At 53.9% G+C, this 15,470-nt stretch carries 14 protein-coding genes; 4 read left to right on the top strand and 10 right to left on the bottom strand.

What is annotated here, in order from left to right:
• Positions 1-113 precede the first annotated feature (113 nt).
• The 4 genes from carB to JE47_RS0102565 all read left to right on the top strand — a co-directional run bounded on the left by carB (position 114) and on the right by JE47_RS0102565 (position 8,238).
• Positions 114-3,398, top strand: a complete 3,285-nt coding sequence (gene carB / locus JE47_RS0102580; protein WP_031458255.1) for a carbamoyl-phosphate synthase large subunit — start codon at positions 114-116, stop codon at positions 3,396-3,398.
• Between the two features lie 308 nt (positions 3,399-3,706).
• On the top strand, positions 3,707-5,083 hold the full coding sequence (locus JE47_RS0102575; protein ID WP_031458254.1) for an AAA family ATPase: 1,377 nt from the start codon (positions 3,707-3,709) through the stop codon (positions 5,081-5,083).
• Positions 5,084-5,156: 73 nt separating this feature from the next.
• Positions 5,157-6,623, top strand: a complete 1,467-nt coding sequence (locus JE47_RS0102570; RefSeq protein WP_031458253.1) for a CpaF family protein — start codon at positions 5,157-5,159, stop codon at positions 6,621-6,623.
• A 127-nt stretch (positions 6,624-6,750) separates the two neighbouring features.
• The gene (locus JE47_RS0102565; RefSeq protein WP_031458252.1) at positions 6,751-8,238 is read left to right on the top strand and encodes a phytoene desaturase family protein; all 1,488 of its coding nucleotides are present in this window, start codon (positions 6,751-6,753) and stop codon (positions 8,236-8,238) included.
• Between the two features lie 678 nt (positions 8,239-8,916).
• On the opposite strand, the gene JE47_RS0102560 is transcribed toward JE47_RS0102565, so the two are convergent.
• The 10 genes from JE47_RS0102560 to rpsI form a co-directional block, all read right to left on the bottom strand.
• The gene (locus JE47_RS0102560; protein WP_031458251.1) at positions 8,917-9,666 is read right to left on the bottom strand and encodes a 3-oxoacyl-ACP reductase family protein; all 750 of its coding nucleotides are present in this window, start codon (positions 9,664-9,666) and stop codon (positions 8,917-8,919) included.
• Positions 9,667-9,680: 14 nt separating this feature from the next.
• Positions 9,681-10,427 carry a 3-oxoacyl-ACP reductase family protein gene (locus JE47_RS0102555; RefSeq protein WP_031458250.1) on the bottom strand — a complete coding sequence of 249 codons (747 nt, stop codon included), beginning with the start codon at positions 10,425-10,427 and terminating at the stop codon, positions 9,681-9,683.
• 8 nt (positions 10,428-10,435) lie between these two features.
• Positions 10,436-11,392, bottom strand: a complete 957-nt coding sequence (gene fabD / locus JE47_RS0102550; protein WP_031458249.1) for an ACP S-malonyltransferase — start codon at positions 11,390-11,392, stop codon at positions 10,436-10,438.
• A 144-nt stretch (positions 11,393-11,536) separates the two neighbouring features.
• Positions 11,537-12,550 (bottom strand): beta-ketoacyl-ACP synthase III, encoded by a 1,014-nt coding sequence (locus tag JE47_RS0102545; RefSeq protein WP_031458248.1) that lies wholly within the window; start codon positions 12,548-12,550, stop codon positions 11,537-11,539.
• A gap of 106 nt (positions 12,551-12,656) precedes the next feature.
• On the bottom strand, positions 12,657-12,842 hold the full coding sequence (gene rpmF / locus JE47_RS21210) for a 50S ribosomal protein L32 (protein WP_081909980.1): 186 nt from the start codon (positions 12,840-12,842) through the stop codon (positions 12,657-12,659).
• 12 nt (positions 12,843-12,854) lie between these two features.
• Entirely contained in the window at positions 12,855-13,388 is a 534-nt protein-coding gene (locus tag JE47_RS0102540) for a YceD family protein (RefSeq protein ID WP_031458247.1), read from the bottom strand.
• Positions 13,389-13,457: 69 nt separating this feature from the next.
• Positions 13,458-13,892, bottom strand: a complete 435-nt coding sequence (locus tag JE47_RS0102535) for a hypothetical protein (protein ID WP_031458246.1) — start codon at positions 13,890-13,892, stop codon at positions 13,458-13,460.
• Positions 13,889-14,374 (bottom strand): pantetheine-phosphate adenylyltransferase, encoded by a 486-nt coding sequence (gene coaD / locus JE47_RS0102530; RefSeq protein ID WP_031458245.1) that lies wholly within the window; start codon positions 14,372-14,374, stop codon positions 13,889-13,891. The genes JE47_RS0102535 and coaD overlap by 4 nt, the downstream gene beginning before the upstream one ends.
• 3 nt (positions 14,375-14,377) lie before the next feature.
• Positions 14,378-14,956: a 16S rRNA (guanine(966)-N(2))-methyltransferase RsmD gene (rsmD, locus tag JE47_RS0102525; RefSeq protein WP_031458244.1), complete on the bottom strand. Its 579-nt coding sequence runs from the start codon at positions 14,954-14,956 to the stop codon at positions 14,378-14,380.
• Positions 14,957-15,043: 87 nt separating this feature from the next.
• Positions 15,044-15,442 carry a 30S ribosomal protein S9 gene (gene rpsI, locus JE47_RS0102520; protein WP_028457690.1) on the bottom strand — a complete coding sequence of 133 codons (399 nt, stop codon included), beginning with the start codon at positions 15,440-15,442 and terminating at the stop codon, positions 15,044-15,046.
• Positions 15,443-15,470 lie beyond the last annotated feature (28 nt).

Below are 15,470 nucleotides of genomic sequence, written 5' to 3'. Positions count from 1 at the left end.
CCAAGGGGATGGTGAGGGTCCATCCTTCACACTGATCGGTATCGCTTATTGTATAATCAGTCAGCGTCGCTGAGGCGCGCTCGTTGACCCACCGCAGAGGAGTTGGAACAAACATGCCAAAGCGCACCGATTTACATACGATCCTCATTATTGGCTCCGGCCCGATTGTGATCGGGCAAGCCTGTGAATTCGACTATTCCGGCACTCAGGCATGCAAAGCGTTACGTGAAGAAGGCTACCGGGTCGTCCTTGTCAATTCTAATCCGGCCACCATCATGACCGATCCCAGCCTGGCCGACGCAACCTATATTGAGCCGCTGACCGTTCCCAGTCTGGAACGCATTATTGCTCGTGAAAAACCTGATGCCATTCTGCCTACCGTTGGTGGGCAAACCGCCTTGAATCTCGCAGTTGCCCTGCACGAAGCGGGTATTCTAGATCGATATGGCGTTGAACTCATCGGCGCCTCGGTCGAAGCTGTACGCATCGCCGAAGATCGCCAACGCTTCAAAGATAAGATGATCGAGATCGGTCTCCAGGTACCACGTTCGGGTACGGCCACCACTCTTGAAGAGGCACTGGCTGTTGTCAATCAGACTGGCTTCCCAGCTATCATTCGCCCTTCGTTTACGCTCGGTGGTGAAGGTGGCGGAATCGCTTACAACATGGAAGAATTTCGCGCTATTGTCGAACGTGGGCTTGATGCTTCACCGGTCTCGCAAGTGTTGATCGAAGAAAGTGTCTTAGGCTGGAAAGAGTTCGAGCTAGAGGTGATGCGCGACCGTAACGACAATGGAGTCATTATCTGCTCGATAGAAAATATCGACCCAATGGGTGTGCACACCGGCGATAGCATCACGGTGGCACCGGCAATGACCCTAACCGACCGCGAATATCAGCGGATGCGCGATATGGGGTTGGCTGTCCTGCGCGCCGTTGGCGTAGAAACCGGTGGCTCAAATGTACAATTCGCGGTTTCACCGACTGATGGTCGTATCTACGTCATCGAAATGAACCCCCGTGTGTCGCGCTCATCAGCACTGGCATCGAAAGCAACGGGCTTCCCGATTGCCAAAATCGCAGCCAAATTGGCTGTTGGCTACACTCTCGATGAATTACCCAACGACATCACCCGCGAGACACCGGCCTCGTTTGAGCCAACCCTCGACTACGTGGTGGTAAAGATTCCACGCTTTACCTTCGAGAAATTTCCCCAGGCCGATCAGACGCTCACGACTTCAATGAAGTCGGTTGGTGAGGTGATGGCTATCGGGCGAACATTCGCTGAGGCTTTCCAGAAGGCATGGCGCTCACTCGAACAAGGACGTGCTGGTTGGGGTGCCGATGGTCGTGATGTGATTGAACCAGAACGGTTGCGCGAGCGTTTGATTACACCACATCCTGATCGGATGTTCTATGTTCGCTACGCTCTCCAGAGCGGTATGTCGGTTGAGCAGATCAGTACCCTCACCAGAATCGATCCCTGGTTTATTTGCCAACTTGAGCAGATTGTCAATCTCGAAGGACGGCTACGGGCATTTGATCTCGCTACAATCCCTCCCGATCTGCTGCGTCAGGCCAAACGGATGGGCTTTAGCGATGCCCAATTAGCCCACTTATTGCGCGTGCCGTCAGGCCCACAGCGCTGGTCGGCGGAACTGGCTGTTCGTCAACGACGACTCGAACTTGGTATTCGACCAACGTATCACCGGGTTGACACCTGCGCCGCTGAATTCCCCGCCTATACACCCTATCTCTACTCTTCTTACGAGAGTGAAGATGAGGCCGAACCAACCAATCGCAAAAAGGTTATTATTCTCGGCTCTGGCCCTAATCGTATCGGGCAGGGAATCGAGTTTGACTATTGCTGTAGCCATGCCGTCTTCGGGCTGCGTGCGCTTGGCTACGAAACGATCATGATCAACTGTAACCCGGAAACGGTCTCAACCGACTACGATACGGCAGATCGGCTCTACTTCGAGCCACTCACCCTGGAAGATGTGCTGAACGTGGTCGATGTTGAAAAACCTGACGGCGTGATCATTCAATTCGGCGGTCAAACACCGCTTAAGCTCGCTCAGGCACTTGAAGCCGTCGGTGTCCCCATCTGGGGTACACCACCAGACGCGATTGATCTGGCCGAGGATCGCGATCGATTTGGCGCTCTACTCAAGGAGTTGAACATCCCCGCACCTGAGCATGGCAGTGCCACGTCGTGGGAAGAAGCCCTGACTGTAGCCCGCCGAATCGGGTATCCCGTCGTAGTACGACCAAGCTACGTCTTGGGTGGACGAGCCATGGCTATCGTGTACGACGATGCGGCACTCGAACGCTACATGCGCGAGGCAGTCGCCGCTTCGCCAGAACATCCTGTACTTATTGATCGCTTTCTCGAAGATGCCTTCGAGATGGATGTCGATGCGATTTGCGATGGCGAAACAGTGGTCATCGCCGGGATCATGGAACAAATCGAACTGGCTGGCGTACACTCCGGCGACAGTGCCTGCGTTATCCCAACCTATATGGTCGCCGAAGAGCATGTGGTAACGATGCGGCGCTACACCGAACAACTGGCCCGCGCCCTGGGTGTTGTTGGGTTGATGAACATTCAGTATGCGATGAAGGACGGGGTTGTCTATGTGCTGGAGGTGAATCCCCGTGCGTCGCGCACAGTACCCTTTGTCGCCAAAGCTACCGGTATTCCATGGGCGCAACTGGCTGTACAGTGTGCTGCCAGCGCCAAACTTTTCTGCGATGGCCAGATTTTTTATGTCAACCATCCGGCGCTTACCAATCCACGCCGCTACCGTCTCGCCGTTCCTAGTATCCAGCGCTTCCACGTCAAAGAGGTTGTGTTACCCTGGTCACGTTTCAGCGGTGTTGACACCCTGCTCGGCCCAGAGATGAAATCAACTGGCGAGGGTATGGGGAGCGGCGCAACGTTTGGCGAGGCTTTTGCCAAGGCCCAGATGGCTTGTGGTAGCCATCTGCCCACCAGCGGCAATGCGTTCTTGAGTGTGAATGATCGCGATAAAGCAACGCTGCTCCCGATTGCCCGTGATCTGGCGGCTCTTGGCTTCAAGCTCCTGGCGACCAGTGGTACCGCTGCTTATCTCCAGCAGCATGGCCTCGAAGTCAAATCCATCTATAAAGTGAATGAGGGGCGACCCAACGCTGTTGACTACATCAAGAATGGTGAGATTGCGTTGATCGTTAATACACCCCTTGGTAAGACCAGCTTCTTCGACGAAGCGGCTATCCGGCGAGCAGCAATTACTTACGGTGTGCCAACCCTTACCACCTTATCAGGAGCAGCAGCAGCAGTACAGGCGATTCAGGCATTGCGTACCGGTCAGTGGACACTTATGTCGCTGCAAGAACGTTCAGCAGAGGTATAGAGCGTTTCCCGACCATCACACCGGTCAGCACTGGTGGTCACCGCACCCGCCGGCGGGTACGGATATTCGCGAAGGGGCGAAGCGACGCTTCGCCCCCTGTCAGTACCGGATCGGAAGAATATTCCTCAAATATGCGTATGGCACGCCTGCACGATCAATATTGAAATGACTTTTTTCGCCCATGATTCCTCACTTCTCTCCTTGCGCTGAACCTCGTAGATCGCTATACTACCTCTAGCGGGCATACAGACACCTGTCACCAACCGCCACCTGGCAGAGAAACAGTATCCGGCAGAAAGGATTAGGCTATGAGCTTCCGTTTGCATGAAGTCAATCCAACGACCAGCTCAACCGGTAACACGCCTAACCGAATGCCTGAAATACCACCACAACCAAACAGTATTGCCGAAACCGGGTTATCAATGGGGTTTTTGACCGATCACATCTTGAAGGTGATCTACTTTTCAGGAGCAATTACCGGTCAAAAACTTGAAGAAACGGTGAAACTACCATTTCTCGGTGTTATTGATAAGGTGCTTGAGTTTCTCAAACTTGAGGAATACGTTGATATTATCGGCGCCGAGGGTGGTTTTAGTGAGCGATCGTTTCAGTATGTGATTACCGCCAAAGGTCGAAACAAAGTTCACGAGGTGATTGATCGTAACCAATACGCCGGACCGGCGCCGGTGCCACTCCAGCAGTATGTCGAAGTAACGCTCCGCCAGAGTATCGGCGAACTGGTTATCGATCAGGCCACCATTCGCAAAGCCTTTAGCCATCTGGTGGTCAGTGAGAAGATGCTCGATAAAATCGGCCCGGCAGCCAATTCAGCCCGTTCGCTCTTCTTGTATGGCCCACCAGGAAACGGCAAGACCACCATTGCCGAGGGTATTGCCAATCTGCTTGGTGGGTTGGTCATTATTCCCTACGCTGTCGAGGTCGATGGTCAGATTATCAAAGTCTTCGACCCCCTAAACCATCAGGTTGTGCAGATCAATGAAGTCGGTCACCCCGACCTGCCGCCGACGCCGTTTGGTTCAGCCGCCACCATTGCACCGACGACCTATCCTGATGCGCGGTGGGTGGTGTGTAAGCGACCACGAGTGATGGTTGGTGGTGAACTTGAGCTGGAACAACTTGAACTGATCTTCGATCCGGTTTCAAAGGTCTATGAAGCGCCATTTCAGATGAAAGCAAATGGCGGTCTCTTTCTGATCGATGACTTTGGTCGGCAGAAGTGTCGGCCACAAGACCTACTTAATCGCTGGATCGTGCCACTAGAAAAGAAAGTAGATTTTCTGGCTTTGCAAACCGGTAAGAAGATTCAGGTGCCGTTTGACGTGTTGATCGTTTTCTCAACCAACCTCAACCCGAAAGACCTCGTCGATGACGCCTTTCTCCGCCGCATCCGTCATAAGATCGAGGTTCCTAATCCAACACCAACCGAATTCCGGGCAATTTTTCAGCTCGTTTGTAAGAGCAAGCGCATTCCCTACAGCGATGATGGTCTGCGTTACCTCATCCAGGAGCATTACATGAAGGTTGGGCGCGAATTACGGGCGTGTCACCCACGTGATTTGTGCGACCAGATACTAGATGAAGCCAAATACCGTGGCATTCCACCGGCTATGTCGCGAGAGTTGATCGACCGGGCCTGTGAAGCCTATTTCGTCAAGTTGGGCTGATCGCCTGGCCAGATCGTGTCGTATCAGATTAACCCGTTGCCAGAACGAAGGGCACGAAGGAGGTTCTTTCCCTATGTCGCTGTTCAAACGTCTCGGTAATCAACCGCAACCAGAACCTGCTCCGGCTGCTGCCACGCCATCGCCACCCACAGCGGCTGCCGTCGCACCAGCTCCCCCGCCGCCCCCGCCGGTGCCAACTACCCCTACACCAGCGCCCACCCGCCCAACTGTGCAAGATGCTACGCCGGCCAACGATCAGAAGCGGATGCTTGAACTCTCGCTCTGGATTGTTGACCGGATTCAGGCCTCTTTGGGTAATCAGACCGAGCTAAAACGGTCGCCAGAAACCGAACGCCTCTTGCAAGAGCGGTTCGCCCGCATCTATCAACAGGCAAATGTCCACCTATCTGATCAGGATGTGAAAAAGCTCTTTGCAATGGTTTGCGATGAGCTGTTTGGCTTTGGCCCACTGCAACCGTTGCTCGATGATGATACGATTTCAGAGGTGATGGTTAACGGCCCCAATAAAGTATACATCGAACAAAAGGGGAAACTAAAGCTCACCGACGTGCGTTTTGCTTCTGATGAACACGTGTTGAAGATCATTGATCGAATTATCCGCCCGCTCGGTCGCCGCATTGACCGTAAGTGGCCAATGGTCGATGCCCGTCTCCCCGATGGCTCTCGTGTCAATGCAATCATTCCGCCGTGCGCGATCGATGGCTCGACGATCACGATTCGTAAGTTCTCGAAGAACAAGTTGAAAGTCGATGATCTGATTCGCTTCGGCTCGATGACGCCTGAGATGGCTGAATTTCTTCGTGCGTGTGTCGTCTCACGGCTGAATATTGTGGTCGCCGGTGGTACCGGTTCTGGTAAGACGACACTCCTCAATGTGCTCTCGAATTTTATTCCCGAAGACGAACGTATTATCACGATAGAAGATAGTGCCGAGTTGCAATTGGCCCAAGATCACGTAGTGCGCCTCGAAGCAAAGCCACCAGAGATTGATGGCACCGGACGGGTGACGATCCGCGATCTGGTGATCAACTCACTCCGTATGCGGCCCGAACGAATCGTGATCGGTGAGTGTCGTGGTGGTGAAACACTCGATATGTTGCAGGCAATGAATACCGGCCATGACGGTTCGCTAACCACCTTGCACGCGAATACTCCGCGTGATGCCATTGCCCGTATGGAGACGATGGCGCTGATGGCCGGTATGGAGATGCCGCTCAAGGTGATCCGTGAGCAGATTGCCTCGGCTATCGATCTGATCGTACAACAGACCCGCCTTGAAGATGGTTCGCGCAAAGTCGCCTACATTACCGAGGTTCAGGGAATGGAAGGCGATACTGTCGTCTTGCAAGATATCTTTAAGCTCGAAATCCTTGGGAAGACGGGTGAAGGAAAGATTATCGCTGAACTACGCCCGACGGGAGTGCGGCCTAAGTTCACGCCGCGCCTGGAAGCGCATGGATTCAAGTTACCACCGAGCATTTTCGGCGCCCAAATCCCTGGTCAGCGTGTTCGGCGCTAGCGTTCTCTCATTGTTCGACCATCCTCTGCGGGCAGCCGCTACGGCTGCCCTCCCCTTTTGTTATGTCAATACCAAACCATAGCAACCGGTACAATACCACAAGCTTGAACTAGAATGAGTGTTACCCATGAACGGATCGCAACTCCCTATCATCGTTGTAGGCGGTGGTCTGGGCGGCCTGGCTGCGGCCATCAGACTGGCCGGTCAGGGTCGCCGAGTCATTCTTTGTGAGAAGAATGAGCGCCTCGGCGGAAAGTTGAATATCCATCAGGCTGCCGGTTATACTTTCGATACCGGACCCTCATTGCTGACAATGCCGTGGGTTATTCGTGACCTCTTCACGGCGGCTAACCGGCGGATGGAAGATTACCTGTGTCTGGAACAGGTCGAGCCGACCTGTCGTTACTTCTGGTCTGATGGTACCCGCTTTGATGCATGGCAGCGATTACCACAGCTTATTCAAGAAATTGAACGTCTCAGCGCGGGAGATGTCCCGAACTTTTTTCGCTTTATGGCGCATACGGCACGCATCTACGACGCCGTCGCCGATCCATTTCTGTTAAAGCCATTCGATGGTCTCCGTGAACTGATTACGCCCTCGTTACTCCGCCATGCGCTTCGCATTGATGCACTGCGGAGCGTTGACACTGCGGTTCGTTCATTCTTTCGCAGTCCGTACCTGCGCCAAATCTTTAATCGTTACGCGACTTACAACGGGTCATCCCCGTATCGCTCCCCGGCTACGTTCAACCTGATCGCCTATATCGAGCTTGCTGAAGGTGGCTGGTATGTACGTGGTGGAATGTACCAACTGGCAATTGCCCTGAGCCGGCTGGCAACCGAAATGGGAGTAGAGATACGTCTCCAGACCCCGGTGACCAGGATCATGGTCGAACGTGGGAGAGCATGTGGTGTGCAACTGGCTGATAGCACAACCCTCCCAGCCGCAGCAGTCGTAGTAAATGCCGACCCACGCTACGCCTACGAACAACTCCTGCCTGACAGTAGACCGGAAGCAGAACGACTCGCTCGCCTTGAACCATCGTACAGCGGTGTCGTGCTCTTCCTCGGTGTCGAGGGAGACTTTCCGCAACTGGTGCATCACAATATCTTTTTCAGTAATGACTATCCTACCGAATTCCATGCGATTGTCCACGAACGTCAACCGGCGCTTGACCCGACTATCTACGTCGCAGTCACGTGCCGTTCTGACCCCATGCATGCGCCGCCTGGTCATCTAAACCTGTTTGTACTGGTGAATGCACCAGCCGATGATGGTCGGGTTGATTGGGATGCAGTAATGCCTGCCTATCGCGATCACATCATTGCGAAACTGGAAACAATGGGATTAAGCGGCCTACGCCAGGCTATTCGTTATATGCACCACTGGACACCTCACGATCTGGCTAAACGATACAACGCTGCGCTGGGCGCTATTTACGGTCCCAGCTCAAATTCACCCTTTGCCGCCTTTGCCCGTCCGCCATTGCGAGCACGCCGGATACGCTACCTCTACTTTGTGGGCGGTGGTACTCATCCGGGTGGTGGTATTCCGCTCGTCTTGTTGTCAGGACGAGCGGTTGCAGCACGTGTTGCGACAGATATACCGGTTTAACATCAAAAACTCTTTACACTTGCACGATGGAACGGGTAAAACGCTTAACGCTCTCTTAACTTTACGATGGTGCATAGCAGCAAGAATTGTGGTTTATCATCGTCAAATTGCGATAAACTACTTGATTTATGACCAACGTAGTGCTATGATATGGGCGAAGCCTCGAGAGAACATCAGAAAGCAAAGGAGGAACGAAACCACTTACGTGTAACCGAAAAGCAAGCGCTTCATCTCAAGTGTAAAAAGTTATCTGTGGGTAAAGTTTGAAGAGATGAAGCGTAAGTTCGGGGAAACCCCCTCATCAAGAGATTGAGAAAAATAAGTGATGAGGGTGGGGGAGACGAACAGACAAGCGCCAGGTTGCTGCTGAGTAACTGGATGCTGTGCGAGCTGTACGGTTACCTCCCAAACAAACTCACCGCGTTGGGTAAGAAGGAGCTGCTGTCCCACGCTGGAGGTGAGGAAATCCGATAGCAAAAGCTGGCCCGGCGCATTAATCTGCTGAAGGCAGAGCAGCTAAAGGAACTGTGCGGGTACGGTGGTGGACCTCCTCCTTCACACACTGATGAACTCTCGAGGTGGTTGGTCAAGTCAGGTCGTAGGTGGGTTGTAGGGTTACATTTAGTCGCGATGCGGTAGCTTAAGCTACCGCATCTCCGTTTTTACGGACTTTAGCCGCTATGCCATCGTCCAGCCGCCATCAACCATTAAGGTTTGACCGGTGATATACGAAGCAACCGGTGAAGCAAGAAAGAGGACGGCCGCAGCAACTTCTTCCGGCTTCCCTAGCCGACGTAAGGCGATAATTCCCGCGCTCCACTGTTGAATGGCTGGCGGTATCACCGTAATGAGGTCGGTTTCGATCATCCCCGGTGCGACTGCATTGACGGTAATCTGCCACGGCGCCGCTTCGCGTGCCAGAGATCGTGTCAGACCGATGATTCCCCCGGCGGCAGCGGCGAAATCGGCCTGTCCCGGAAAGCCAGATACGCCGTAGAGAGCTGCCAGATTTACAATGCGTCCGTACCGTTGCTGCATCATTGGGCGTAGCGCTGCGCGACAGGTATGGTACATGCCGGTAAGATTAGTCTGGATCGTTTGCCGCCAGCGCTCGCTACTCATCTCACGCAGCGGGCCATAATCGGCAACACCGGCACAGTTGATCAAAATATCAAGCTGCCCCCAGCGTTCCAGTGCTGCTGTTACCAGCACCGTACCACTGTCAGGTTCCCGTACATCGACGGCTAATGCCACTGCATCACTACCAATCGCCTGCGCTGCCGTTACCACATCGTAAGCTGCGCTATCGCTCGAATGGTATCCAACCAGCACACGAGCGCCGTAGCGCGCCAATCCACGGACAATTGCCTGCCCGATCCCCCCCGAACCGCCGGTAACAATTGCTACTTGTCCTTGAAAGTCGATCATGCAAGCATCCATGGTCAAGGCATGACCCAACCACCGTCAATCGTCAAGACGTGGCCGGTGATGTACGAAGCCCGAGGTGAAACAAGAAACCGAATCGCAGCGGCAACCTCTTCTGGACGACCAAATCGACCGATAGCGATAGCCTGTAATGCCCACGCTCGCAGCGCCTCGGGCACGGTCTCAACCATGTCCGTCTCGACGTAGCCAGGCGCAACAACGTTAACCGTGATCCCATCACGCGCCACTTCGCGGGCCAGAGAACGGCTCAAACCAATGATCCCTGCTTTAGCAGCAGCATAGTTGGTCTGGCCAACATTTCCTGCCAGCGCTGCCAGTGAACTTACTGATACAATGCGTCCGTAGCCAGCACGTTGCATCGTCGGGATCACTGCACGACAACACAAAAACACTGAGGTCAGGTCAGTGTCTATCACGTGCTGCCACTGTTCTGGCCGAAGCCGGGCTAGCGGTGCATCAGCAGTAATGCCGGCATTATTGACCAAAATATCAATCTTTCCCCAGCGATCAAGTACTGCCTGCACCATACCGGTTACTGCCTGTTCGTCAGCTACGTCTGCCTGATACGCAAAAGCATCACCGCCTGCTGCAACAATCTCGGCTGCTAACGCCTCGGCAGCACCGGCACTCCGCTGATAGTTGATGAGTACGCGGGCACCGGCATTAGCAAGCTCAATCGTCGTGGCGCGCCCAATCCCACGCGCCCCACCGGTAATGATAGCGACTTGACCGCGCAATTCCATACGACGCTCTATACCAGTTGCATTGCCGTGAGCGACTGTATATCTGCAAATGTTCCTACATTGATTAAGCGTGCGCCAGGAACGATACGCCGGATCAGGCCGGTTAACACCTTCCCCGGACCAATTTCAACGAAGGTCTCGACACCGAGCGCAACCATCCGTTGCACCGATGCGATCCAGCGTACCGGCGCTACAACCTGAGCAACGATTTCTCGCCGAACATCATCGGCGTGGTAGAGCGGCTCGGCTGTCACATTAGCAACCAGAGGGATGGTGAGATCATGGACGGTTGCATTGGTAAGCGCCTGAGCCATCCCTTCAGCAGCCGCGATCATCAATGGCGAGTGGAAGGCTGCACTAACCCTGAGAGGAATAACCCGTTTTGCTCCCCGACTTTTCGCCAGCATACTGGCGTGCTCTACGGCCACCACACTCCCACTGATCACCAGTTGGTCAGGTGCATTGTAGTTGGCAATCACTACGGTACTGTGGTCATGTTCGGTTTGGAGAGCAGCACTGACCTCTTGGCAGATCTGTTCGAGCACATCGGCGTCCAAACCGATAACCGCAGCCATACTTCCTTCATGAGCTGCTGCCATCAATTCACCACGTCGGCGTACCAAACGCAGGGCAGTAGTAAAATCGAGTGCACCACCGGCCACCAACGCTGAAAATTCACCCAGACTGTGGCCGGCAACGACAATCGGTTGTTCAAGTCGGTCTCCCAGCAATTCCTGCATCGCCGCCAGCAAAGCCATACTGGTTGTTAGGAGTGCCGGTTGGGCGTTTTCGGTGGCAGTGAGGTCAGCTTCCGGTCCACTAAAACACAACTCACTCAGTGGATAGTCAAGTGTCTCATCGGCCGTGGCGAAGATCCGACGTGCTGCGGGCGATACCGTGATCAAATCACGCCCCATACCTACAACTTGCGATCCCTGTCCCGGAAATACCCATGCAATGCTCATGATCTGATGCCTCTTCTTTCTTTGCTGACACGACCATTGCCTTCCCCTCCCCATCGTGTCGGCCCGCGTTCAGAATCGTTCTAGATCAGCGGCTTATCAGCGGTATGTCGTAGCCTTATCTAAAGCCCTGACGCCTTACCTCCTTCAACATACTGAGCGTGCTGGTTTCCCCCAACGTACCAGACCCGCCCCCCACGTAAGACCACCACCGAATGCCATCAACAATACATAATCACCCGCTTTTATCCGTTCCTGACAGGCAGCTTCGTAGAGGGCAATTGGGATTGAGGCTGCCGACGTATTGCCGTATCGGTCAAGATTGATCATCACACGCTCTGGTGGAATTTCGAGCCGACGAGCGACCGCGTCAATAATTCGCACATTGGCCTGATGCGGAATCACCAAAGCAATATTGTCAACCGTCACCCCGGCCGCCTGCAATACCTGTAACGCCGAGTCGCTCATCTCGCGCACTGCGTGTTTGAAAATTTCCCGTCCATTCATGTACACGTACTGTCGACCTTCAGCCAGCAACTCGGCAGTAAGCGGCATGCGCGTACCACCCGCATCAACGGCCATCAGGTCTTCCAGCTTCCCATCGGCACTCAGATGCGACGTCAAGAGACCGAGTGGTTCATCAGTGCCTTCCAACACAACAGCGCCAGCACCGTCACCAAACAGAACGCAGGTATTACGGTCATTCCAGTTGATATAGTGCGTAAAAATGTCGGCACCGACTAGTAATAAGCGACGGCTCACACCGCTCTTGATTAAACTGGTTGCGACCGTAAGCCCATAGACAAAGCCACTACATGCCGCTGCTAGATCAAACGCTGCTGCACGCGGAATTCGCAAGTTAGCCTGTACTGTACAGGCAGTAGCAGGAAATGGCCGATCAGGAGTACAGGTTGCAACGATGACCGTATCGATCGTAGAGGGTTCAATACCGGCCATCACCAGTGCTTCACGGCCAGCAGCAGTTGCCAGCGTGGAAGTACTCTCACCAGGCCCGGCCACTCGCCGTTCACGGATACCGGTACGAGTACGGATCCACTCATCGGATGTATCTATCCGTTGTGCCAGTTCATCGTTGGTAATCAGACGTTGCGGAACAGCCATCCCCCAGCCGACCACTGCTGCATAACGTTCCCTGCTCACCCTTATACCCTTTCTATCATAATCAAAGGCTGCCAGCCCGATAACCACGGCAGGCAGCCTTCTCGATACGCATTTCCCGACAGGAAATTCGGTACCAGGAATAGAGCTATTCAGCAGTAATGTCGAGTACCTGCCGGCCCTTATAATACCCACAAGAGAGGCATACTCGATGCGCCCGCATCAGTTCGCCGCAGCGTGGGCAAGACACCAACACCGGTGGGGTGAGGGCCAAATGTCGCCGCCGATTACCGCGTCGATGACGCGATACTTTTCGTTTTGGTACTGCTCCCATGATTGTTACTCCTTAATTTTGGTTACGTTGTCGTTCAGCCCATTCACGTAAAGCGGCGAAGCGATCATCAACCAGCGTATCGTCATCTTCAATCCCCTCCGATGCAACCGTATAGTTGACCGGTTGATCACGATATGCCGGCGCAATTGGATTCATCGGCAGATTGATCAGCGCGTAGCTACGGATCGCTTCCCCAATATCAATATGATGCAACTCGTCGAGCATAAATGGATCATCCTCAACGGGTTGCGGTAATCGGTGACCATTGACAACATCAACGACGGCGTAGAACTGATCACTGAAATCGAGGTCAAGCTCATAATCAAATAATTCGAGCGAACGGACACAGGTCAATGTCACGACACCATGCACCGTTACCTGGGCATAGACCCCTGCCGCAGTACGGGTCAGACGCACACGACCAGAAATATTCCGTAGCGTCAACTCCTCATCGAGTGGCAAAGCCGCTTCGCTAAAAGAAATATCGCGTCGTGCGCCTATCTCTTCGCGTAACAATTGCGCGAGATTGAATCGTAATGCAGTCATAGCAATCACCTGTGGCGCGCCGTGGTTCCGCCACAAGCGCCAAATTATAGGCGAGAGAGCGGAAGATTGTCAAGCACTTGTTCGGCGTTCTTCCAGCGCGTGTAAGCCATTACGCACACTACTCAACAGTTTACTCAGCCGTTCATCGAGTTCTTCAAGCACCTGCCGGGCATACGCATCGGCACCAGCGCGGATTTCGGCAGCTTCATGTTCGGCCTGTTGCAACAGGCGCTCTCGCTCGGCTTCGACGGCGGCCAGCAACCCGCGTTCGCTCAATACCTCCTGCACACGGGCCTGAGCAGTAGCCAGCAACTGTTCTTGTTCAGCAATGATTCGTCTGGCTCGTCGGATCTCTTCAGGAATAACCGTGCGCATCTGATCGATGATTTCGAGGATACGACCTTCATCGACTAAGGTTCGTCCACCGCTGAGGGGCAGCCGGAAGCCGGCAGCAATCACCTCTTCCAGTTCATCAATCAAATCATCCAGTTCGATGATGATCACCCCCTCTGTGCGAACTTGTCGCGTAAGGCCGCTACAACGACCGGCGGTGCAAATTCCACCGGGTCGCGTCCAAGGCTGGCCATTTCGCGTACCGCCGTTGAACTGATATGGGCAAATTGCCGACCGGCCATCAGCACCACCACCTCGATGCCTGGATCGATGGCCTGATTCACCTGCGCCATTTGAAACTCCGCCTCGAAGTCACTCGCAGCACGAAGGCCACGCACAATCGCGCACGCACCTACCTGCCGGGCAAAATCAACTGTTAGTGTTTCATAGCTCATTGCCTCTACCCGTTCGAGATCGGCCGTTGCAACGCGCAACAGATGGAGTCGTTCAGCAGTCGAAAAGAGCAGTTTTTTCTGTGGACGATCAAACACTGCCATAATAACACGGTCAAAAATCCGCGTTGCACGACGGGCAATGTCAAGATGAGCGTATGTAACTGGATCGAAACTGCCGGGGTAGATTGCGATGCGCATAGCTTACTGATCGGATTCTGGCGTCGTTATTGCTGTCAGTTCATAAATCGAGAAGCACGAGTCTCCTAGACGCCGAAACTTGATTCGGTGCAGCCCTGGATAATCATCGGCCAGTTCTACTCGTGGTGAATGACCGACAATCAAGAGACTACCTTCCTTTCCCACACCGCTTTTTGCCACAAGCTGCATCGTCATCTCGATCGTCGGGTCAGCATAAGGTGGATCCATGATGATTATATCATAGCGTCCGATACCGCGTTGACGGTGCAAGAATCGATCCACCGGCATGTGATAGATATGTGCCTGCTGTTCGAAGTGGGTATGGCGCAAATTTTCAGCAATGATGGAACAGACATGCGCATTTCGCTCAACAAAATCAGCACTATCAGCACCACGCGACAGACACTCAATACCGAGTGATCCGGTACCGGCGTAGAGATCAAGGACTGCACCGCGGATTGGACCGTACCCCTCGAGCACCGAAAAGAGGGCTTCTTTCACCCGATCAAGCATCGGACGAGTACCGAGGCCTTTCGGTGCTTTCAAACGGTGTCCCTTAGCTTTTCCGGTAATAACTCGCATGACTCTGTTGCCATCGTTATAACGCACAGCAGACGGTCTGTGATACGACCGTCTGCCCCACTGCACCATTGCCGTACCCCAATCGGATTAGCGCTTTGTGTACTGTGGTGCCTTGCGTGCTCGCTTGAGACCAACTTTCTTGCGCTCTTTGGCACGTGGATCGCGGGTGAGCAGCCCGGCTTGCTTGAGCGTCGGACGCAAGGTGCTGTCGTAGTCTAACAGTGCCCGGGCAATACCGTGACGAACAGCACCGACCTGGCTGGAAATTCCCCCACCCTTGACCTTTACCAACACATTAAACGTGTTGAGATGGTTTGTCAATACCAGCGGTAAACGGAGGTTATACTGGTATAGATCACGACGACCGAAGTAATCCTCCGGCTTCTTCCCATTGACGATAAATTCCCCATTTCCGGGGAAGAGGCGAACCCGCGCCACCGCAGTCTTGCGACGGCCAGTGCCTTGATAATAGCGCTTAGCTTCCATTCCTTCTCCTCACCACCTTGGCACCACT

This window comes from Chloroflexus sp. MS-G (assembly GCF_000735195.1).
Lineage (GTDB): Bacteria > Chloroflexota > Chloroflexia > Chloroflexales > Chloroflexaceae > Chloroflexus.
The sequence above is the reverse complement of the archived record's forward strand: the minus strand, read 5'-3'. Positions and strand labels throughout refer to the sequence as shown.

Coding starts and splice junctions, on each gene's coding strand:
- carB (WP_031458255.1), top strand. CDS start 114: ATGCCAAAGCGCACCGATTTACATACGATCCTCATTATTGGCTCCGGC.
- JE47_RS0102575 (WP_031458254.1), top strand. CDS start 3,707: ATGAGCTTCCGTTTGCATGAAGTCAATCCAACGACCAGCTCAACCGGT.
- JE47_RS0102570 (WP_031458253.1), top strand. CDS start 5,157: ATGTCGCTGTTCAAACGTCTCGGTAATCAACCGCAACCAGAACCTGCT.
- JE47_RS0102565 (WP_031458252.1), top strand. CDS start 6,751: ATGAACGGATCGCAACTCCCTATCATCGTTGTAGGCGGTGGTCTGGGC.
- JE47_RS0102560 (WP_031458251.1), bottom strand. CDS start 9,666: ATGATCGACTTTCAAGGACAAGTAGCAATTGTTACCGGCGGTTCGGGG.
- JE47_RS0102555 (WP_031458250.1), bottom strand. CDS start 10,427: ATGGAATTGCGCGGTCAAGTCGCTATCATTACCGGTGGGGCGCGTGGG.
- fabD (WP_031458249.1), bottom strand. CDS start 11,392: ATGAGCATTGCATGGGTATTTCCGGGACAGGGATCGCAAGTTGTAGGT.
- rpmF (WP_081909980.1), bottom strand. CDS start 12,842: ATGGGAGCAGTACCAAAACGAAAAGTATCGCGTCATCGACGCGGTAAT.
- JE47_RS0102540 (WP_031458247.1), bottom strand. CDS start 13,388: ATGACTGCATTACGATTCAATCTCGCGCAATTGTTACGCGAAGAGATA.
- coaD (WP_031458245.1), bottom strand. CDS start 14,374: ATGCGCATCGCAATCTACCCCGGCAGTTTCGATCCAGTTACATACGCT.
- rsmD (WP_031458244.1), bottom strand. CDS start 14,956: ATGCGAGTTATTACCGGAAAAGCTAAGGGACACCGTTTGAAAGCACCG.
- rpsI (WP_028457690.1), bottom strand. CDS start 15,442: ATGGAAGCTAAGCGCTATTATCAAGGCACTGGCCGTCGCAAGACTGCG.